Origin of the sequence: Streptomyces sp. NBC_00076, from assembly GCF_045041235.1 — a bacterium.
Taxonomy (GTDB): domain Bacteria; phylum Actinomycetota; class Actinomycetes; order Streptomycetales; family Streptomycetaceae; genus Streptomyces.
Genome location: NZ_CP108242.1, coordinates 122,158 through 140,833 on the forward strand (window position 1 = coordinate 122,158; position 18,676 = coordinate 140,833).

Below are 18,676 nucleotides of genomic sequence, written 5' to 3' on the forward strand. Positions count from 1 at the left end.
CCCTGTCGCCTGGGACGGCGCGTGCTTGCTGCCGCGGTGTGTCTCAGTTCCTGATGAGAGGCTCGTAGGAGTGGCCCTCCGGCGTGAAGATGAGGACGAAGTCTTCTCCCATCCGAACAGCTACCTCCCGCAAGCGGGCCAAGACGTCTGCCTGGGCCGGCAGGTCGAGGCCCACGGCCGCCGCGGCACTGTCTCTCCGGGCCACGAGATCCGGCATGTCCTCCAGGTACTCGGCCGCGAGCTCGAGACTTTCCTCCTCCGTGAACGCTTGGCAGTCGCGCCACCAAGGGGCGACCAGCAGCAGCCGCAGGAGCTCGGGCAGGCCGATCGCAACCAGCGCCGCACCTCCTTCGGAGTCGGCATAGAGGATTGGACGTTCCTCGCCACCTTCACCGCAGAAGAAGTACGTGCCCCCAGCGCCGTCGCCGGCGAAACCCTCGAGCGCAGCCCCCGAGGCGAGGCGGACTTCCTCGACATGGTCGCCTCGGTCCAGGTCGAAGTCGCCCGGCCAGGCGAGAAAGCCGGCAGCCTCGTCCTGTTCACGGACGGCAGCGATCAACGAATCCATGAGCCGCACCCTACGGCTCACTGGTTGACAAGCATCATTGGGAATCAGTCACAGACCGATGGGTGGGCCACACAGCCGCCTCTGCCTACAGGTCGAACTCGACGTGCTCGACGTCCGTGAACTCCACGTCCAGGCCGTGGGCGCGGCGGCCGCCGTCGCGGAAGTACATCTCCCCCAGGCCTTCGGCGGCGATGTCACGCAGCTGCCGCTCGCTCGCGCCGGCGTCCTGGGCGTCGAAGAGGCGGGCCGCGTACTGCGGGGGCAGGGCGATGGTCAGGTGGCGGATGCGGGCGTCGTCGGTGGTGCCGGGAGCCGCGGTGAAGCCGAACCGGGCGCGGGTGTCGACGACCAGGCCGGTGCTGGTGGCTGCCTGCTTCCTGGCTTCGGCGCGGATGCGGGGCTGCCAGCGCGCGGACGGCGTCCTCCAGGCGCTGCGCGAGGTCGGCGCGGGGCCGGCGGATCTGGTCTTTGACGTACCGCTCCACGGTGCGCTGCGAGACGCCGAGCGCGTAACGCATCTGCGCGCCCGCCGACTTGGGGATGGGGCGGGCGAACGCCCGTTGGACGGCGCGGTCGAGGCCGTCTCCGAGGATGCCCACTGGGCGTCCTCCGTTCATGATCGGCCGTGTGGGCCGCTGAGGGGCGATCACGCCCGGCCAGGGGAGTTGCCCGGCGCCGGGCGGTTGACCGCTTGTGGCGAGCGGGTGACCGCGAGCTGGCCGGTTAGAGCCCCTTAATCGGATCAAGATCATTAGTTGTTTTTCGCACCAAATGCGTATCTGCTGTGGAACGATGCCTCATCTCGACGCAAGGGGGGCGGATCGCATGGCTGGATTACGCAAGGACATCGTCGCTCGGGTGCAGGCCGCGGTGGCTCGTTCGGGACTCTCGAAGGATCTAGGAGCGCAGTTGGTGGCCGAAACCACCGAGGCCCTTCGCCGGGAGCCCCCGCCCGTCATCGCCCTCATCGGCGAGAGCGGGGTCGGCAAGTCGGCGACGATCAACGCCCTTTTCAACGCTGGGCAGCAGGTCGGGCACACCAGGGCGACGACCGAGCGGGCCTACCGCATCCCGATCGTCTACAAGGAGTACGCCAGCGACAAGGGACACGGCGTCCTCAGCGTCATCGACATGCCGGGCATCGGGGACGACGAGCGGAACCAAGAGGCATACCGCTCCCTCTATCTGCAGGTGCTGCCCCAGGCCGACGTGGTGCTGTGGGTGCACGCGGCGGAGGACAGGACCATCCAGCTCACCCAGGCCATGGTCCGCGAGATCGTGAGCACGCATCCGCAGATGCTGGACCGACTGGTATTCGGGCTGAACAAAGCCGACCAGATCAGCCCCCGGGACTGGAACCCCCAGTTCAACGTCCCCTCAGACGAGCAGCTGCGCCATCTCGCCGACCGGGAGCAGGACTTCACCCAGCGCATGTCCTATGTGCTGCCGAACTCGTCAAGCAAAGTCGTCTGCTACTCCGCCACCCAGCGCTACAACCTGACGGCCCTGTTCAAGGCGATGATGCAGGCGGTCCAAAAGGAACGCCGCTGGGTACTGGAGAGCCGGATGGACATCGCCGACATCAAGGAGCTGATCGACCGCAAGAGCCTGGCGGCCGCTGCGGCGCAGGACCATGTCGAGGGCTGGTCGGCGAGCAGCGCCCAACATCTCGGGCAGCCGCCAGCCGCTCCCCGGTCGCGGGAATCGGCCGTCTCCGCGGCGCTGGCATCGTTGCCGCCAGAGGAGAGGCTCCGCCTGATCGGGGACGAGCATCTGCTGATGCGTTTCATCAAGGACGTCGAAGCGGGGGGACGATGACGGACGCGGTGCCCTCGGATGACGTCAGCGTCGAGGCGGTCGCCCAGCGGCTGCGGCAGATCCTCGACGAGGCCGGTCAAGACCGGGCCGATATCGCGCAGATGGCGGACGCGTCGCTCAGGCAGTGGCTGTCCGGGGTCACCAGCCGTATCGCCGCGAGTCTCGGGGTCGCCGCAGCCAGCGTGGCCGCCGTCTTCACCGACGCCTGCACCATGGCGCTCAACGCGAAGGACGCCTTCCTCAGCTCCTATGAACGGGAGCGGTCGAAGAGGCGTCAGGTACAACGCCGCCCGCGCGCATAGCCGGGGGGCGAGATGGCCTGGCTGGACTTTCCCTTCCCTTCCTGCCCCGGCTGCGCTCGGTCCTGGGAGACCAGTGCCCACCGGGACTGCCCCGCTGGCGGCAACCTCAACGTGGACCCGGACACCGAGCGGGTCCGGTGCGAGGGCTGCTCGGACGTCTGGGACGTCGCCGACAGCCGCTTCTACTGCCTTTGCCGGCACCAGTTCTCGGCCGCGGAGGTGGCGGACGCCCTGGCGGAGATGATCAGGGCCGCCGCGGTGCTCGACCGGCTCCTGCGCCAGAACGCCGCGGAACTGGCGCGGATCCAGGACATGGGCCGCGGCTCCATGGCCTCCTGGCTCGAACGGCTGGTCTCCGGATTCGCGGGAGGCCTCGGCAAGGCCATGGGCTTCATCGTCGGTTCGGTGCTGAGGGGGTGGGACAAACTGTGAAGCCGGTGACATGGACCTGGGGGCCAGCGGATGGCGGATGACCGCCGGTTCACAGGCGCACTGCGGTGCACACCCGCGCCCGGCCTGCTGGCTACCCCTTCACCCCCGGCCTCGACGTGTACAAGGTCGCGGGCAAGGTGTTCCTGATCGTCACCGACGACCCGGACGATCCGATCATCACGGTCAAGTGCGAACCCGAACACGCCCGCGCTCACGTACGCGGATACGCCTCGATCACACCGGGCCACTACCTCGACAAACGCCACTGGATCTCGCTTGGGCCTGGCCCCGGCATCACCGAGCGGCTGATCACCGACGCGGTCGAGGATTCCTACGACCTGGTCGCCGAGCGGCTGCCGCGACGCGACCGCCCCGGTGCCCGATGAGCGCCGCGAGCTTCCCCACGATCGGCTGAGCCGACGCCTGTCAGCCCCGTGCACAGCTCGCCACGTCCGCACACGTCCGCCTGCGGTCCGAGAGACCGATGGAACCCGACGGGTAGTGTCCCCGGTTCTTTCTCAGAGGCCGGGTGGAGGCGCAGGCGCTCCGACACTGCTGCCCGCGCCGGGGTCTTTCTCCTGTGCATGGTCGCACCGCCCCGCTTGCGGCCAGGGCACGAACACTCCATCCTCACACTCCACAAGGAGCCGCTTTCCGTAGGCCAGCACACCGCGCGGTCGCAGTCCCAACAGACTCGCAGTGGTGTACGCGGCGCTCAGGCCGCCCAGGTCGTGGACGAGACCGATCTTGAAAAGCGAGCGCGTTTCAGCGATGGCCTCGTGGTCCCCCGCGCGTATGACCACGCGCAGTTCGGGCGCGACGGCCAGGGCTGTCACCGCGACCGCGATGTTGTCCAGATCGTCCGACGCCACGGCCGCCAGAGCTTGGGCCTTGTGCAGGCCAAGTCTGCGCAGGACGAACCTGTCCTTCGCATCGGCTACGACGACCGGAACACCCAACGCCCTTGCCAGCCGGAGGTTCGGGGCTGCTGGATCCCGCTCGATCGCGACCACACCTATGCCCAGTGCCTGTAGCCGGGTGCACAACCGCAGACCCACTTGCCCGAGTCCGACGACGACTACATGGCCGGCTCGAGGTAGGGTCCGCGGGCCTACCAGGCCGACGGAGCGCGGGGCCAGCAGACGGTCGACCACCCCTGCCGTAAACACGGCGGTGAACACGATGGTGATGAGCATCGCGATGCCGGAGTACACCAAATACGTGTGCGAGCCATGATCGGGCGCCGGGCCGACGGTGGCCACGGTTCGCGCTGCTTCGAAGAACGCCTCGACGGGCGGCCGATGCCGGCGAGTCACCAACCAGGCCCAGTCCGACAGCAGCACGGCGAGCAAGCCGACCAGACCTGTCAGCATGATCCTTGAACTACCGTCGTGCGGTCTCAGCTGCCCCCGGACCTTCCCCATCCAGGCGCGGTATCTCAGAGTGCCCGGTGGCCGATAGGCCTCAAGGCGCACGGTCTCCCCGTCCCAACGGGCACCGAGGTTTCCTTCGGGCGCCCGGGTGACGGCGAGCAGGTCGGGCTGAAGGCAGGCCGCCAAGAGGACCGGCGCGGCGACATCGGCCGGCGACGTCACCCGGCAGTTCGGGACCACCCGCACAAGCTGTTCCGCGACGGTCCGGTCGAAGATCGTCACCACGAGTGTGACATTGGGGCGGATGTGCTCCACTGCGAGCGCGTAACGCAGCGACTCGACGTCGTCGTCAAGCAGGATCGCGACCCCCGCCACCTGTCGGTCCAGAGCCTGACGCAGGTCCTCGTCCGTGGGGTGCGTGAAGTGGCGCACACAGTGTCCGGCCGATTGCAGGGAACTGCAGACCTTCCGCGCAACATCGCTGCCGATCACGACGAAGTACTGCTCCGGTGTTCCCGACCCGGACATCGCAGCGGCAGGGTGCGACACGGCGTCGTGCGTGGACAGGGCGGCGGAAGTGGACTGGTCAGAGGCTGAAGATGCAGTCATCGGAACGATAGGGATCGCAGTGGAAGCAGCGGACTGTTCGGCATCCGTCGCAGAGGGACAGCGCATGGCCACAGTGACATCTGGAGCCCTTTGCACCACTGCTCGGGCCGCCGTCAGAACTGCCGGTGGCATCGTCAAGACTTCGAGTATCCACGTCGGCTAGCGCAAGGCCGCAGCCCGATCCTTCGGTATCCGGCTGCTCCGTGGCACGCCCCGGCCCGTCGGCGCGGTGGCTCGTGCTCGTATGGCGGCTCGGGCTGTTGGTGCTCGGGCCGGTCCTCCCAGAAGTGCTCATGACCTCACTCTCAATCGATGGTTTCGTGCGCGCCGCTTCCTGGCTCGATCACGCCTCTGCTGACCGAGGGCCGGGGCACGCTTGAACTGAAGGAACAGCTGCCAGAGGCCTTTGCGGAACATGCGTCGGCACCGGACCGCGGACAGTCCTCCTCCCCGACGGAACAGACAGAGGTCGAACCGATGCTCACCCTGTCGGCAAGTCAGCCACCGCTCCGTCCGAGCACGCGCGGTCCAGCGCCAACAAGCCCTGTTCCAGGGCTGGACCTGCCGCTGCGGTGCTGCTGAGCGGTCGAGCGCCGAAGATCGCCCGGCGCGAGGAACCGCATGTCCGCACACGCTAGAAGCATCCTGGCCGATGGTCCATGGACAGATGCCACACGACAGACCCCGGGCGATCAGACAGATGCTCAACGGCCAGGCACCTGAGCTGTACCGAGATTCGTGGAGTCCGCCTGATGCCAGGGTTACGGGCCTGGCGAAGGAGAACCACCAGCACCATGGCAGGACCCCGCCCGTAAATACCCGGGGCTGGGCGGCGTTCACCAATACCGGCTGCTAAAGAAGGCCCTGGGATCCTCGCAGCCCACTGCATCCGCAGATCAGCCGCGGGAGTGATGACGCGACCTCCTCCAGCTACGGTCACTGTCTGTGTTCACACAATAGAGGCATTCGGTAAAATCGAGTATTGCTCACCGCCAGCATCCGCCCTTCCGGACAGTGCTGGCCAACTCCGCGCGGATCGTGGATGAATGGCTGCCCGTCAAAGACTGGCCGACTGATGCGGTCAAAGAGTGGCACGCCAGCGCGCCGGTGCCGTACTGCTGGTCGTACGACTCCGTACCCGGTGCCGGTGACTGGCGGGGCAACTCGCGCTGCTCCTGTGCACTGTGTACCTACGCATCCCTCCCCGACTTGCTGCTCTCCTCCGGACGTCGGCCGCGGCTTGCCGCATCATGAATTCGACCAAGCGGCGCCCCCTCCGGTTCGCCACCTTTTAAGAGGCTGCGCGGATAGGGGCGGTTTCGGGGTCGTCGGCTTGGGCTGTTGTTGCAGCGGTGGGTGCTGCAGGCCCGGCGGATGAGGCTGCGCACGGTACGCCTTCGAGTGGCCCTTGCTTGGAGGCGCTCGCTCCGCAAGTCAGCGCACGCTCATCGTCCGGTCGTGGTCATGGACTGTCATGGACTCAGATGCTGCGATGAAGGCTTGCAGGAGAGGACGGTCGTCTCCTCGGCGGGTGGCCATGAAGATCCGGCTCACTGTGGGAGGCCCGTCGAGTTCGAGCCTGCGGGCGCCTGCGGGGAGCAGCGTCGTGACGCTGTAGGGGGCGATGCTGACGCCGAGGCCGGCCGCGACGAACATGATGATGGTGTGCCAGTTCGAGCACTCCTGCGCGACCTGGACGTCGATGCCGGCGTTCCGCAACGGCTGCGTGTTCATGTCGAACGCGTGAGTTCCTGCTGAACGCGGGAACAGGATCAGCGGGTCAGCGGCCAGCGCCCTTGCTTCTACACGGTCACCCCTTGCGGCGGGGTGCTCTGTGGGGATGACGGCGACGAACCGTTCCGATGCCAGCAGGGAAAGGTCGATGTCGTCGCGCTCCTCGGCGTCCCGCACGATCCCGACGTCGGCCGTACCCCGCTCCAGAGCCGCCAGGACGTCGGTGGTGAAACCGTCGTGAAGTTTCACCTGGACGTCCGGGCGGCGGCAGGAGAACGCACGGAGGTGTTCGCTGACGATCGCGGTGGCGGAGGTGATGAAGGCGACATCCAGACGGCCGGCCTCGCCTCGGCCGACACGCCCGGCCTCGTCGAGGTCGGCCGCCAGACGGTCCAGAAGGTTCCGGGCCCTTGGCTGGAACGCCGCTCCCGCCTCTGTGAGGCGGACACTTCGAGAGGTCCGCCGGAACAGCTCAACGCCGACGATCTTCTCAAGCTGCCTGATCTGCTGGGACAGGGCGGGCTGGGCGATGTGCAGCCGCTGGGCGGCGCGGCCGAAGTGCAGTTCCTCAGCCACAGCCAGAAAGTACCGCAGATGACGGAGCTCGATTCGCTGATCCATAGTTCGAGCTTATTGATAGAGGTCAAGGTGTGTATTGGACATATGAGTGAGTGAAGCCGGAGGCTACGGGAAGCCACACCGGAAAGGGAACCCTTCTCATGCCGCACACCTCTGCCCCGACCATGGTCTCCTCGATCGGCTCACAGAGTGACGCCGACGCGTTCTACGCGCTGAACGAGGAGTGGATCTCGCGCCTGTTCACCCTGCAGGAAGAGGACCGGGCCGTTCTCGGAGATCCGTTTGGCCGCATCGTGGGCCCGGGCGGCGACGTGCTCATGGCGCGCGAGTCGGGCAGCGGCACTGTAGTTGGGTGCGTCGCACTTCTGGCCTATCCGGACGCCGTGTTCGAGCTGGCGAAGATGGCCGTGGCTCCCGCCGCGCAAGGACGCGGCATCGGCCGCCGACTCATAGCCGCAGCGATCGACCGCGCCCGGGCACTCGGTGGGGCCCGGCTGTTCCTCGGCACGAACAGCAAGCTGGCCCCCGCCCTTCACCTCTACGAGGACGCGGGGTTCGTCAGGATCACCCGCGACCGTCTCCCCGTGGCCGACTACTACGCCCGCGCCGACATCCTCATGGAACTGCAGTGATGGCACTCCGTGATCACTGGGAGACCTGTGCCTGCGCTTCCCTCATGGCTAACCGAACCGCTTTGGGACCAATTCGCGACCCTGCTGCCGGTGCGGCCGGTCTACGATCCGGCCCACCCGCTGGGCTGCCACCGCCGCCGGGTCAGCGACGGATCGTCTTCGACAAACTGCTGCAGGTGCTGCGTTTCGGCTGCTCCTACCAAGCCATCGCCGATTCCACCTGCTCAGCCACCACTATCCGGGGCCGTCGCGACGAGTGGATCCGGCTCGGCGCCTTCGCCCAGCTCAGGGAGATCGTCCTGAACGCCTACGACCGAATCGTCGGTCTCGTGCTGGAGCAGATCGCCATCGACGGGTCGATCACAAAGGCCCCCGGAGGCGGGGAAGCCGCCGGACGCTCGCCCGTCGACCGAGGCAAACGGGGGATGAAACGCTCAGCCATGACGGATGGTTACGGCATCCCCCCTGGGCCGGGTCCTGGCCGGGGCTAACTGCCACGATTCCCCGTTGCTCGCTCCCACCCTGCACCTCCTGAACGACCTCGGCCCGCTGCCCGACGCCATCACCGTGCACCTGGACACCGGCTACGACTCGGCCAAAACGCGTGCAGTCCTCGACGAACGCGGCCTCCGCGGCCAGATCGCCCACAAAGGCGAGAAGGCGCCCTTGCAGGCCACTCAGCGCTGGCACGTCGAGCGCACCCACGCCTGGCAGAACGCCTTCCATCGGCTCGCCCGCTGCTACGAACGCCGTCTCCACGTCATCAACGCCTTCTTTGACCTCGCAGACGCCGTCATCACCGTACGTAGCCTCATCCGCCGCGCCTGGACCACTCACCGCTGGGACAACCGCCCAACCCGACGCCCCTGCTGCCCTATCCGTGCGGCCTCTTACTCCAGAGGGGGCACTTCCATGGTCCATTTGTCGGCATTGCATGACGGTGCGTTGCCTGCGGGGGGTGCTGCACTGCTCTACAGCGCAACCATCACCGTCAGCGCCCTCGTCGCGGTACTCGCGCCCACGCCGGCCCGTCGCCGGGCGGCACGCGACGTCCTCGGCATCCTGCTGCGGCGGCCCCTGATGCTCAGGCGGAACCGGCGGCGTGAGCGGCGCGCCGGTCCCGGACGATGAGGCGCTGCGGAGCGCCGCATGGCGTGAGGGGAGATCCACAAGTGGCCGTGGGTCCCGGTACATGCCTGCGGCCGGCCAGCCGAGAGCGCGTGCGGCGCGGCCTCGTGTCCGCCGCTGCGGGCCGTTCGCCGCCCGAATGAACGGCGGGGACGCGTCGTCGGAGCGCTCCGCGGAGACGAGCCGCTCGGAAGGCGATGGCCGTCAACACGAAGATATTCAAGAAGGCCAACGTCCCCCTGCCCGCGGCCGACAGCCCGATGACGCCCGAGCAGTTCGCCACGACGGCAGCCACGCTCACCGGGCGCTGCCGGCGGACTTGGAAACGGCCAGGCCGTTTATCTCCATGGGCTCACCGCGGCCGGGGACCGGCACGATCAGCGTCACCACCACCGCCGGAAAACACACCGGCCTCTACCGGCTGGCCACCACCCTGCTCGACCACCACCGCCACCCGGCAGCCGAACTGACCGCGCTCTACCACCAACGCTGGGAGATCGAAACGGCCTACCTGGAACTGAAGTCGACCATCCTCGGCGGCCGGGTCCTGCGGGCGAGCACCCCCGAAGGCATCACCCAGGAGATCTACGCCCTGCTCGTCGTCTACCAGCTGCTGCGGACCGCCATGGCGGACGCCACCAGCACCCGGCCCGGCACCGACCCGGACCGGGCCGGCTTCTCCATCGCCTGGCAAGCCGCCCGCGACCAGCTCATCCTGGCCACGGGCATCATGACCGGCACCGTCATCGACCTCGCCGGCACCATCGGCCGACACGTCCTGGCCAGCCTGCTGCCCCAACGGCGGCTACACGTCAGCCCCCGCATCGTCAAACGCGCCATCTCCAAGTACCAGGCCCGAGGCCCCCACATCGACAGCACCAGCTACAAAGCCACCACCAGCATCGACATCCTCACCCGCAGGCCCTTGACGGCACGACCCCGCCGCAAACTTGACGACCTTGCTACTAGTCCCAGGGCTCGACCAAGTTGTTGCGATAGGCGTAGCCGACGGCCTGGGCACGGTCGGCTGCGCCGATCTTGGTGAAGATGCGGTTGATGTGTGTCTTCACCGTGGCCGGGCTGACGACGAGCCGGGCACAGATCTCCGCGTTGGACAGGCCGCGGGCGATGAGGGTGAGTACCTGGGTCTCGCGCGAGGTCAGAACGTCGGAAGGTGCGGGAGTTTGCGGCGTGTGGGCCTGTTTTCGCTGCGCGGCGGGCGGTGCGACCTCGCTGGTCTGCACGGCCGCGACCAGGCGGGCCTGTACCTCAGGATCAAGCCAGATACGGCCTTCGTGGACGCTGCGGATGGCGTCCTCGATCGCGTCGTCGTCGGCATCCTTGGTGAGATAGCCCCGCGCTCCCGCCTGCAGTGCCGGGAAGACGGAGTCGTCGTCGGCGTAGGTGGTCAGCACGAGTACCTTGCAGCCGGGTACCTGCTCACGCAGTGTCGCCGTGGCCGCGACACCGTTGAGGACCGGCATGTTCAGGTCCATCAGTACTACGTCCGGGGCCAGTTGTCCGGCGAGCAGCACCGCCTCCGCACCGTCACGGGCTGCGCCGACCACCTCGATGCCGTCCAGCATGTCGATCAGCAAGACCAGGCCCTTGCGGACGATCTGCTGATCGTCCGCAACCAGTACTTTGATCTTCTCGCCGTCAGATGCCGTCTCGCCGGGCTCCGTCACGCGGGTATCTCCATCCGTACTTCCCATCCATTCGCTGTCGGCCCCGCGTGCAGGGTGCCGCCGACCCCGGTCACGCGTTCGCGCATGCCGGTCAGCCCCAGGCCGGAGCCTTCGGCCAGTGCCGCCCGGACCGGTCCCGGCCCGGGGCGGCGGTCTTCGACGGTCAGGATTGTGGCCCTGGGCTCATAGACGAGCGTCACCGTGGCCTGTGCGTCGCGTGCGTAGCGGACCGTATTGGTCAACGCCTCCTGCACACCGCGGTACAGGGCTTCACCAACGTCGGGCCGCAGCTCCCGGTGCGTCCCGATCACGGACAGCGTCACGTCGAGCTCCAGGTCCACCCGATAGCGTTCGACCAGTTCGGGCAGCCGCTCGAGAGAGGGCACGCGCTCGCCGCGCAGCGCCCGCACAGCCCGGCGCGCATCGGCCACACCCTCCTTGACCAGCTCACCGGCCCGGTCCAGCAGCCCCCGCAGATCCCCGCTCGCCTGGTCGCGCCGGGTCATCCGCCGGGCGGCCTGTATCTGCACGGCCAGTCCGGACAGGGTATGGGCGAGCACGTCGTGCAGATCCTGGGCGATACGGGTGCGTTCGGCCAGCGCCGCCGCCTCGGTCTCCGCCTCCCGGGCGTCCTCGAGCTGGGCCAGCAGCACGGTGACGGCCACCTCGTTGATGATCGACTGCCGCATCACGATGCCCACGACGGCCAGCAGGACGCCGAACAGGACCTGATGCAGGAAGTTGTCGGTACCGCCGTCCAACCCGGCGGCCGCCGCGCCGGTCAGACAGCCCATGACGACGACCGCGAGCACGGTGGCCGTCCGTCGCTCCAGGATGAGGAAGGCCATCAGGACCACGACGGACGGTGGCAGGGTGGACATCGAGCCGGGCTGCAGGATGCCCAGCGCAAACCCGAAGCCGTCCACCAACACGCAGAACACCAGGCAGCCGGCAGGACGACCGGTGAGGGGCCACAGGTTCGACGCGACCGCGGCCATGGGCAGCAGACAGCCGACGAGCACCAGGGTGACTGCCAGGTGCCTGCCTCTGACGCCGGGGGCGGGGGAAGCGTGCAGGGACTGGACGGCGATGGCGGCCATGACCCCCCACAACACGGGCTGCATACGCCGGCCCCTGCCTTCGCGTCGCTCCCGGGCACTGGCAAGAGCCACGGCCAGCCGTGGACTGACCGGGCCCGTCGGCTGAAGTATGTCCGTCACTTCTGAAGAATAGATGCACGCTGCGCCGCTGATCGCAAAGCCCGGCCCGGGCCCGCGAACGCGGAACCGGGCCAGGGGCGGAGTGTGTTGCGAGCGGCGGTCTGCTGGGTGCCACGCTTCAGGCTACGGCGGGGGTGACAAGGGGGGAGGTGAGCCGGTAGGCCCGGACGCGCACCACCACCAGGCGGCACACCACCTGAGTGACGGCCATCAGCAGCAGCGCGGCGGTCCAGGCGGCGGTGCCGGTGATCAGGTTGTCGCGGCTGAACTGAGCAATGCTGTGAGCGCCGCTGTGCTCGGCCCAGTACACGAAGGCCGAGCGCGCGCCCATGCCCAGCACCCACAGAAGGGCGGCCAGCCACCCGGCTTTGGAGTACGCGGCGCCGTCCTCGGTCACGCTGACGCGGGTGGCCAGTCCACTGGCCAGTCCGAGCACTATGCCCATCGTGACGCCGAAGAGGTCCAGCTGGACGTCGTGGCCCTCGGTCGGGAAGGAATGCAGGTAGTGCGCGGCCGCGGCGCTGACGGACACCAGCGGCAGCAGGAGTGTGCGGGGCGTCAGACGGCCGCCGCGCATCTGCGGAATCACCAGAAGGATCAGGGCGGCGGAGATGAGGTAGTCAGTCGTCGTCATGGGGAAGAGCTTGCCGCCCGCGGCGCCGCACGGCCTCGGCCCGTGGGTTGACTCCTGGTTTGATACCTGGCGTCAACCCACGGGTTGACGCACGAGACCGCCCGGGTTACGTCAGCCCGTGGCCGAGCGGGTAGAGCTCGCGGGCCGGGTCGTCCGCCCGTGGCACCGGCACCGGGAGCCGTCCTCGCGGCCGTACCGTCCCCGCGATCACCCGTGCGGAGTCGCGCAGTTCGGCCTCTGGACCATGAATGAGTGGTCTGCATTGTGAAGTTGCAGATCATGGGGCTGGTGTGCGCGAGCTTCGGGATACTCGGGCTGGTCGGCGGCCGGTGTCCACGGTGGAGATCGTCTGACTGAGCTTCTTCAGATCGGCCACCGATCGGGTGACGGGTCCCGTCTGCGGATGCGGGGCTCCGCCTCAGGCAACGGGCCGGTCAACCGCAGAGTATTGATCACCCCGAAGAGTGGCCGCTGAATAAGCTCACTGGAGAGCCGGGTGACAGGAAACCGTCATGTCCGGTTCGGCGGGAGGCCGTGCGGAAAAGGACTCGCCTTCGGCGAGCACCTCGCCGCGCGGCCCACCCATCCGGCTGGATCATGATGCACCGCCGGCTCGCCCGCGACTACGAGACCCTCCCCGTCAGCTCCGAAGCCATGATCCACGTCGCATCGATCGACAACCTCGCCAAGCGCATAACGGACGAGACCACGCCAACCTGGCGAGGAACTTACTAGAACTTAAAGGGCAATTCGTCTAGACCGAACGCCCTCACGCCCTCTCAGTCATCGCCCGGGGGAGCCGACATGCAGAACGCGGCTCGGACGAATTCAGCAGCTCAACGCGGCCCCGAGATCACGCAAGTTCGATGGCTCCACCCGCCGCGGCGCTCACCCGCGGAGCGGCACTCTCCCGGGAACATGCATGACGTGCCAGAGAGCAGCACAACCACGGACCGCCGCATCGCGGTCGTCATCGGCAGCACCCGACCGACCCGCATCTGCCCGAGATCGCCGGGTGGGTACTCAAGACAGCCCAGCAGAACAGCCGTCTCACCTACGAGCCCGTGGACCTCGCCGAGGTCGCGCTGCCGTTCCTGGACGAGCCGCGCAAGCCCGCCCTCGGTCAGTACGAGCACGAGCACACGCGCCGCTGGAGCCGGACGGCCAGCGGCTACGGCGGGTTTCTCTTCGTCTTCTCGCAGTACAACTGGGGCTACCCCGCGGTTCTGAAGAACGCCCTCGACTTCCTCTACGCGGAGTGGCGCGACAAGCCCGCCGCCGTCGCCAGTTGCGGCACCCGCGGCGGCAACCGGGCCGTCGCCCAGCTGCGCGGTGTGCTCCAAGGGCTGCACATGCGCATCATCGACCAGAACCTCGAGCTGGTCGTCACCGACGCCGACGTCGACGAGGACGAGCAACTCACTGACGTCGCCGCCACCTTGCAGCCGTTCACCGGACAGGTACGACTGGTGGACGCCCAGCTGACCGAGCTCCTCACCGACGACCAGCAGTAATCGTCGGTCAGCAGCCACCTGGCGCCAGTCGGGCAGAGCCCAGATGCGTCGGCCTCGATCCGGGCTCAGGCTGGCCGGTCCGTGGCCCGGAGGCCGTCCATCAGGAGGTTCAGCAGGCGACCGGCCAGAGCTTCGCGCTCGGGTCGGGGGGCCACGGTGAAGATGCCGATGAGGGCGGCGGCGATGTCTTCGGCGGTGACGTCGGAGCGGAGGTCGCCCGCCGCGCGGCCGGCGTCGAGCATCCTGGTGATGGCCGTCAGGAGCTCGGTCCGAGTCTGCGCATGGGCGATCTCACCCGACTCGATCATCGCGAGCAGCGTGTCGAGCATGCCGTTCTTGGTCGCGATCCAGTCCCCGAACAAGTCCATCCAGCGCCGCATTGCCGCAGCCGGGGCCAGCCGACCGAGCAGCTCGTGGGCGCCGGTTGTCAGCCGCACGACCTGGTCCCGGTAGACCGCGTCGACCAGTGATTCGCGGGTCGGGAAGTGCCGGTAGAGCGTGGCGATGCCGACCCCGGCCTCGCGGGCGATCGCGCGCATCGACGGCTCGGCGTCCGCCGAGGCGAACACGCGAGTCGCCACCGCGAGCAGCTGGTCACGATTGCGGGCCGCGTCCGCCCGTGGCGCGCGTATCTCCGCGCCAGTCGAAACGGAACGCGCTCCATTTGTGTTACGGTCATCCATGCAAACGGAGCATAGTCCGTTTCAGTGCGTCCGTGCGTCCACTGCGTACGCAGGCCCAAGGAGACAGAGGAACATGCAGGAACAGAGCAATCAGACGCCGACAGGTCGCAGCAGGGCGGTCCAGCTCGATGCATTCGGCGGCCCCGACGTCGTGGACGTCCGCGAGGTTCCCGCACCGCAGGCCGGCCCGGGACAGGTCCGGGTGCGGGTCACCGCGGCCGGTCTGAATCCGATGGACTGGTTGATGACCGCCGACGCGGACACCGCCGCCCGGTTCGGCCTGACCCTGCCGGTCGGCTTCGGGACCGACTACGCGGGAGTGGTCGACCAGGTCGGCGACGGGGTGAGCGGCTTCACGTCCGGCGACCGGGCGTTCGGGGGCGCCCTGTCCCGCGCGGTCGCCGACTTCGTGGTGGTCGACTCATCCGGGGACACCGCGGCGAACGAGGCCCACCACACGCCCGACGGCGTCGACGACCGCATCGCCGCCACCCTCACGATCGCGGGCCGCACGGCATCCGCCGCCCTCGCCACGATCAACCCCGGTCCGGACGACACCGTGCTGATCGGCGGCGCCGGAGGCGGAGTCGGGGTGTTCGCCGTCCAGCTCGCCCGGATCGCCGGAGCGCGCGTGATCGGGACGGGATCGCCGTCCTCGGCCGACTACCTGCGCGAACTCGGAGCCGAACCGGTCGTCTACGGCGACGGCTTGGCCGACCGGGTCCGTGCCCTCGCTCCCGACGGCGTCACCGCCGCCATGGACCTGCACGGAGAGGAGACCGTGCACGTCGCACGGGAACTCGGCGTCCCGGACAAGCGGATCTGCACCATCGCAGCACAGATCGACGGCGTGACGGCGGCCAACGGCGCGAACGCGGCTCCCGGCACCCTGGAAGAGATCGCGCGCCTGGTTGTGGCGGGTCGAATCCGCGTGCCTATCGAGGCGAGTTTCGCGATCGAGGAGATCCGCCGCGCGGTCGAGCTCCAGGCCGGCCGGCGCGTGAAGGGCAAGGTCGTCATCGACCTCTGAGAGGGCGTTTGATCTAGGTGGATTGCCCTTTATCTCCTAGTAAGTTCCTCGCCAGGTGGGTGTCGTCTCGTCCACCTGCGGCAGCTCGCCATTCACGGCTTCATCAAGGACGCCCCCGAGCACGGCAAGGGCCGGGAGCGGTGGTGGAAGGCAGCCCACCAGGGCCTGCGCTTCGACGACACACTGCTCACGGACACCAGCCCGGACGTGCGCGGGGCTGCCGACATGTATCTCCACGAGGTCGCCACCACCCAGACCCGGGACCTGTCGACCTGGCTCGGCAACCGCCAGGCATGGCCGGAGGAATGGAACCGCACCTGGGACATGAGCAGCGCGACATTACGGCTGACACCCGAGCTCACCCAAGAGCTCGTCGAGAAGATGCACGCCCTCGTCGACACCTACCGCGACCGGGCCGCCGACGAGGACGACGCCAACACCGCCCAGGTGCGCATCCACACCCACGCGTCTCCCCTCACCACGGAGTGACCCAAAGAGATAGGGGCCCCCGGCCGGACCAGCTCGCCCAGGCCGCCTGAACAGCAACGGCCTCACGGGCGGCCGTCGCCCGAGAAGATCTCGACCATCACGCAGGCTGCGTGCCCGTGCTGATCTGCTGGGTGAGCTTGAGCATTTCTTCGATGTGGTACATCTCGCTGATCTTGCCGTCGACAATGCGCACGATGTTCTGGCCCTGGAAATCGACCGGGTTGCCGCTGGCGGCGAACCCGAACTCGTCTCCGGTGTGGGTCGCGGTCAGCTGCCACTGGAGGACGACCCAGCCGCCAGGCAGCTCCTCCTGGAACAGGATCCGGATCTGCCTGTTGGTGAATCCGTCACGGGTCGCGGCGATCAGCGCCCGTATGCCGTCGACGCCCGAGACGGCATCGAAAGCGGGGTTGTGATCGATCAGATCAGGGGCGAACACCTCATCCGCCCCGGCGGCGTCCCCGGCGACGTACAGCTCCAGCTCGCGCGCGGCGACCCGCAACGCGGTGGTCGTGGCCGAGCGCACCATCTCGCTTGCGGTGTTGGCCGTAGTGATCGCGGGCATGTCGTCCTCCATGGTGTGTGGTGCGGGCTGACCACGAAACGCGTAGGTCATGGACCTATTAGTGCACACACCGCACCAGTTACATCAACTGCACTAATGGCATAAACTCGAACCATGACTGCTGACCGTCTTCCGGAGTGCGGCGTCCCCCGGTTCATCACCCTGCTCGACGGGCCGTGGGCCACCCTTATCGTGCGCGAACTCCTGCGCGGCCCCCACCGCTTCACAGAGTTGCGCGACGCCCTGCCCGGCATCAGCCCGCACACCCTGACCAGCCGGCTGCGCCGGTTCGAGCGACACGGCATCGTCCTGCGCACCGCCTATTCGGAGATTCCCCCACGGGTCGAGTACCGGCTCACTCCCCTCGGTGAAGGACTGCGCGCTGTCCTCGACACCATGGCCACCTGGGCCCTGACAGTCCCCGAGGGCGAGCCAGCAACCACCGAGTGACCGTAGAAGTCGACTGACAGGCGGTTACTCAGCGTCGCCACATCATCAGCCAGGGCTTAAAGGCCACAGTCCGATGCACCCCGAGACTCACCTCGCACTGCACCATGTCCGCGCCGCCGAACTCCGCGCCGAAGCCGCCGCGTACCGCCTCGCCGCAGCGGCCAGACACCCCCGAGACCTCCGTACCCGTCTCGGCTGGACCCTCGTGGAAATCGGCCTGCGGCTGGCTGCCACCCCCAAGACAGCAGCCGCCATTCCATAGCCCTCTTCCGCGACCGCCGCCCCCGGCTACCGCGCCCAGCTCGCCGCGCACGCGGGCGGGCGCGTGCTGCTGCGCTCACGGCGCGGTACGGACATGACGGCCTCGTTCCCCGAGATCCGGGCGGCGGCCCTGGCGCAGCTGCCGGAGGACACCGGGCTGGACGGCGAGTTGGTGGTGTCGGGACCGGCTGGCATTCGAGCGGCTGCAGCAGCGGCTCGCCCGGCGCGGAGCCGGTGCGATCGAGGCGTCGCGCCAGTGGCCAGCTCACTACGTGGTCTTCGACCTGGTCCACGCGAGCGAGGACGTGACCGGTTGGCCGTACGAGCGGCGGCGCGCGGCGCTGGAGGCGATGTTCGCGGACCTGGGCCTGGCGGCGCCGTTGACGTTGTGCCCGTCGACCACCGACCCGGCGGTGGCGAGGGGGTGGCTGGCGTGGACGGCGGCCGGGGTGGAGGGGCTGTGCTTCAAGCGGCTGGAGGAGCCGTACGTTGGGGGCGCTCGGTCGTGGCGGAAGTACAAGGTGCGGGTCACCACCGAGGCCGTGATCGGTGCGGTCACCGGCTCTCGCGCCGCTCCCCGCACGCTGTTGCTGGGGCGCTACGACGCCGCGGGCCGCCTGCAGTACGTCGGGCGCAGCACCACGCTGTCCCGGGCCGCCGGCCGCGCCCTGTCCGACCGGCCGGCCGCGCCGGCGGGCACGCATCCGTGGACCGGGTGGTCTTTCTCCGTCGGGTGGGGCAGCCAGGAAAAGCTGAACGTCACGCTGGTGGAACCCGAGTTGGTGGTGGAAGTCGGCGTCGATGTCGCCCGTGATTCCTCCGGCCGGTGGCGACACCCCGCACGCTGGCACCGCGCCCGCCCCGACCTCTCCCCCGCCGACGTCCCCCGCCTGACGTCACCGCCGCCCTGACGCGGTACGGGCGCGGCGGCGGCCCGGCCGACGCACAACCGGCTGAGCGCGCCTCG

19 protein-coding genes and 4 pseudogenes are annotated in these 18,676 nt (G+C 68.4%); 14 read left to right on the forward strand and 9 right to left on the reverse strand.

The window, feature by feature from the left end; all coding sequences use genetic code 11:
- Positions 1–43: 43 nt before the first annotated feature.
- Together OHA64_RS00555 and tpg are read right to left on the reverse strand one after the other, a co-directional pair.
- Positions 44–568: a hypothetical protein gene (locus OHA64_RS00555; protein WP_405606455.1), complete on the reverse strand. Its 525-nt coding sequence runs from the start codon at positions 566–568 to the stop codon at positions 44–46.
- Between the two features lie 85 nt (positions 569–653).
- Positions 654–1,167: pseudogene (gene tpg, locus OHA64_RS00560) on the reverse strand (telomere-protecting terminal protein Tpg).
- 226 nt (positions 1,168–1,393) lie between these two features.
- Between tpg and OHA64_RS00565 the strand changes: the two are divergent.
- From OHA64_RS00565 to OHA64_RS00580, 4 genes are all read left to right on the forward strand, one after another.
- The gene (locus OHA64_RS00565; RefSeq protein ID WP_405606457.1) at positions 1,394–2,386 is read left to right on the forward strand and encodes a GTPase family protein; all 993 of its coding nucleotides are present in this window, start codon (positions 1,394–1,396) and stop codon (positions 2,384–2,386) included.
- On the forward strand, positions 2,383–2,688 hold the full coding sequence (locus OHA64_RS00570) for a hypothetical protein (RefSeq protein WP_405606459.1): 306 nt from the start codon (positions 2,383–2,385) through the stop codon (positions 2,686–2,688). The genes OHA64_RS00565 and OHA64_RS00570 overlap by 4 nt, the downstream gene beginning before the upstream one ends.
- Before the next feature lie 12 nt (positions 2,689–2,700).
- Positions 2,701–3,120, forward strand: a complete 420-nt coding sequence (locus OHA64_RS00575; protein WP_405606461.1) for a hypothetical protein — start codon at positions 2,701–2,703, stop codon at positions 3,118–3,120.
- Between the two features lie 65 nt (positions 3,121–3,185).
- Positions 3,186–3,506: an MmcQ/YjbR family DNA-binding protein gene (locus OHA64_RS00580; RefSeq protein ID WP_405606463.1), complete on the forward strand. Its 321-nt coding sequence runs from the start codon at positions 3,186–3,188 to the stop codon at positions 3,504–3,506.
- A 132-nt stretch (positions 3,507–3,638) separates the two neighbouring features.
- On the opposite strand, the gene OHA64_RS00585 is transcribed toward OHA64_RS00580, so the two are convergent.
- The gene (locus tag OHA64_RS00585) at positions 3,639–5,234 is read right to left on the reverse strand and encodes an NAD-binding protein (protein WP_405623792.1); all 1,596 of its coding nucleotides are present in this window, start codon (positions 5,232–5,234) and stop codon (positions 3,639–3,641) included.
- A 1,302-nt stretch (positions 5,235–6,536) separates the two neighbouring features.
- Positions 6,537–7,457, reverse strand: coding sequence for a LysR substrate-binding domain-containing protein (locus OHA64_RS00590; RefSeq protein ID WP_391171405.1), 921 nt, complete (start codon positions 7,455–7,457; stop codon positions 6,537–6,539).
- Positions 7,458–7,555: 98 nt separating this feature from the next.
- Here OHA64_RS00590 and OHA64_RS00595 point away from each other — a divergent pair, with 98 nt between their 5' ends.
- From OHA64_RS00595 to OHA64_RS00605, 3 genes and pseudogenes are all read left to right on the forward strand, one after another.
- Complete coding sequence (locus tag OHA64_RS00595; RefSeq protein WP_361457111.1) at positions 7,556–8,047, forward strand: GNAT family N-acetyltransferase; 492 nt, start codon at positions 7,556–7,558, stop codon at positions 8,045–8,047.
- 27 nt (positions 8,048–8,074) lie between these two features.
- Positions 8,075–8,914, forward strand: a pseudogene (locus OHA64_RS00600) (IS5 family transposase); the annotation flags it as partial.
- Between the two features lie 607 nt (positions 8,915–9,521).
- On the forward strand, positions 9,522–10,220 hold the full coding sequence (locus tag OHA64_RS00605) for a transposase (RefSeq protein WP_405606466.1): 699 nt from the start codon (positions 9,522–9,524) through the stop codon (positions 10,218–10,220).
- On the opposite strand, the gene OHA64_RS00610 is transcribed toward OHA64_RS00605, so the two are convergent.
- From OHA64_RS00610 to OHA64_RS00620, 3 genes are all read right to left on the reverse strand, one after another.
- Positions 10,141–10,863, reverse strand: coding sequence for a response regulator (locus tag OHA64_RS00610; RefSeq protein ID WP_405606468.1), 723 nt, complete (start codon positions 10,861–10,863; stop codon positions 10,141–10,143). The two genes, OHA64_RS00605 and OHA64_RS00610, sit on opposite strands and share 80 nt — an antisense overlap.
- Positions 10,860–12,083 (reverse strand): sensor histidine kinase, encoded by a 1,224-nt coding sequence (locus tag OHA64_RS00615; RefSeq protein WP_405606470.1) that lies wholly within the window; start codon positions 12,081–12,083, stop codon positions 10,860–10,862. Before OHA64_RS00615 ends, OHA64_RS00610 begins: the two co-directional genes overlap by 4 nt.
- 118 nt (positions 12,084–12,201) lie before the next feature.
- The gene (locus OHA64_RS00620; protein ID WP_266557461.1) at positions 12,202–12,717 is read right to left on the reverse strand and encodes a hypothetical protein; all 516 of its coding nucleotides are present in this window, start codon (positions 12,715–12,717) and stop codon (positions 12,202–12,204) included.
- Between the two features lie 588 nt (positions 12,718–13,305).
- On the opposite strand from OHA64_RS00620, the pseudogene OHA64_RS00625 reads away from it, so the two are divergent.
- Positions 13,306–13,452: pseudogene (locus OHA64_RS00625) on the forward strand (IS5/IS1182 family transposase); the annotation flags it as partial.
- A 272-nt stretch (positions 13,453–13,724) separates the two neighbouring features.
- Entirely contained in the window at positions 13,725–14,231 is a 507-nt protein-coding gene (locus tag OHA64_RS00630; protein ID WP_405623794.1) for an NADPH-dependent FMN reductase, read from the forward strand.
- Between the two features lie 65 nt (positions 14,232–14,296).
- On the opposite strand, the gene OHA64_RS00635 is transcribed toward OHA64_RS00630, so the two are convergent.
- On the reverse strand, positions 14,297–14,914 hold the full coding sequence (locus OHA64_RS00635) for a TetR/AcrR family transcriptional regulator (protein ID WP_405606472.1): 618 nt from the start codon (positions 14,912–14,914) through the stop codon (positions 14,297–14,299).
- Between the two features lie 73 nt (positions 14,915–14,987).
- Between OHA64_RS00635 and OHA64_RS00640 the strand changes: the two genes are divergently transcribed.
- Both OHA64_RS00640 and OHA64_RS00645 read left to right on the forward strand, forming a co-directional pair.
- Positions 14,988–15,944, forward strand: coding sequence for an NADP-dependent oxidoreductase (locus OHA64_RS00640; protein ID WP_405606474.1), 957 nt, complete (start codon positions 14,988–14,990; stop codon positions 15,942–15,944).
- Positions 15,945–16,001: 57 nt separating this feature from the next.
- Positions 16,002–16,433 (forward strand): annotated as a pseudogene (locus OHA64_RS00645) (transcriptional regulator); the annotation flags it as partial.
- A gap of 97 nt (positions 16,434–16,530) precedes the next feature.
- Here the strand turns inward: OHA64_RS00645 and OHA64_RS00650 are convergent.
- Positions 16,531–16,998 (reverse strand): ester cyclase, encoded by a 468-nt coding sequence (locus OHA64_RS00650; protein WP_405606476.1) that lies wholly within the window; start codon positions 16,996–16,998, stop codon positions 16,531–16,533.
- A gap of 114 nt (positions 16,999–17,112) precedes the next feature.
- On the opposite strand from OHA64_RS00650, the gene OHA64_RS00655 reads away from it, so the two are divergent.
- The 3 genes from OHA64_RS00655 to OHA64_RS00665 all read left to right on the forward strand — a co-directional run bounded on the left by OHA64_RS00655 (position 17,113) and on the right by OHA64_RS00665 (position 18,620).
- Positions 17,113–17,448, forward strand: coding sequence for a winged helix-turn-helix transcriptional regulator (locus tag OHA64_RS00655; protein ID WP_405606478.1), 336 nt, complete (start codon positions 17,113–17,115; stop codon positions 17,446–17,448).
- Positions 17,449–17,521: 73 nt separating this feature from the next.
- The gene (locus tag OHA64_RS00660) at positions 17,522–17,710 is read left to right on the forward strand and encodes a hypothetical protein (RefSeq protein ID WP_358620495.1); all 189 of its coding nucleotides are present in this window, start codon (positions 17,522–17,524) and stop codon (positions 17,708–17,710) included.
- Positions 17,711–17,948: 238 nt separating this feature from the next.
- Positions 17,949–18,620, forward strand: a complete 672-nt coding sequence (locus OHA64_RS00665) for an ATP-dependent DNA ligase (RefSeq protein ID WP_405623795.1) — start codon at positions 17,949–17,951, stop codon at positions 18,618–18,620.
- Positions 18,621–18,676 lie beyond the last annotated feature (56 nt).

Coding starts and splice junctions, on each gene's coding strand:
- OHA64_RS00555 (WP_405606455.1), bottom strand. CDS start 568: ATGGATTCGTTGATCGCTGCCGTCCGTGAACAGGACGAGGCTGCCGGC.
- OHA64_RS00565 (WP_405606457.1), top strand. CDS start 1,394: ATGGCTGGATTACGCAAGGACATCGTCGCTCGGGTGCAGGCCGCGGTG.
- OHA64_RS00570 (WP_405606459.1), top strand. CDS start 2,383: ATGACGGACGCGGTGCCCTCGGATGACGTCAGCGTCGAGGCGGTCGCC.
- OHA64_RS00575 (WP_405606461.1), top strand. CDS start 2,701: ATGGCCTGGCTGGACTTTCCCTTCCCTTCCTGCCCCGGCTGCGCTCGG.
- OHA64_RS00585 (WP_405623792.1), bottom strand. CDS start 5,234: ATGCCACCGGCAGTTCTGACGGCGGCCCGAGCAGTGGTGCAAAGGGCT.
- OHA64_RS00590 (WP_391171405.1), bottom strand. CDS start 7,457: ATGGATCAGCGAATCGAGCTCCGTCATCTGCGGTACTTTCTGGCTGTG.
- OHA64_RS00595 (WP_361457111.1), top strand. CDS start 7,556: ATGCCGCACACCTCTGCCCCGACCATGGTCTCCTCGATCGGCTCACAG.
- OHA64_RS00605 (WP_405606466.1), top strand. CDS start 9,522: ATGGGCTCACCGCGGCCGGGGACCGGCACGATCAGCGTCACCACCACC.
- OHA64_RS00620 (WP_266557461.1), bottom strand. CDS start 12,717: ATGACGACGACTGACTACCTCATCTCCGCCGCCCTGATCCTTCTGGTG.
- OHA64_RS00635 (WP_405606472.1), bottom strand. CDS start 14,914: ATGGATGACCGTAACACAAATGGAGCGCGTTCCGTTTCGACTGGCGCG.
- OHA64_RS00640 (WP_405606474.1), top strand. CDS start 14,988: ATGCAGGAACAGAGCAATCAGACGCCGACAGGTCGCAGCAGGGCGGTC.
- OHA64_RS00650 (WP_405606476.1), bottom strand. CDS start 16,998: ATGCCCGCGATCACTACGGCCAACACCGCAAGCGAGATGGTGCGCTCG.
- OHA64_RS00655 (WP_405606478.1), top strand. CDS start 17,113: ATGACTGCTGACCGTCTTCCGGAGTGCGGCGTCCCCCGGTTCATCACC.
- OHA64_RS00660 (WP_358620495.1), top strand. CDS start 17,522: ATGCACCCCGAGACTCACCTCGCACTGCACCATGTCCGCGCCGCCGAA.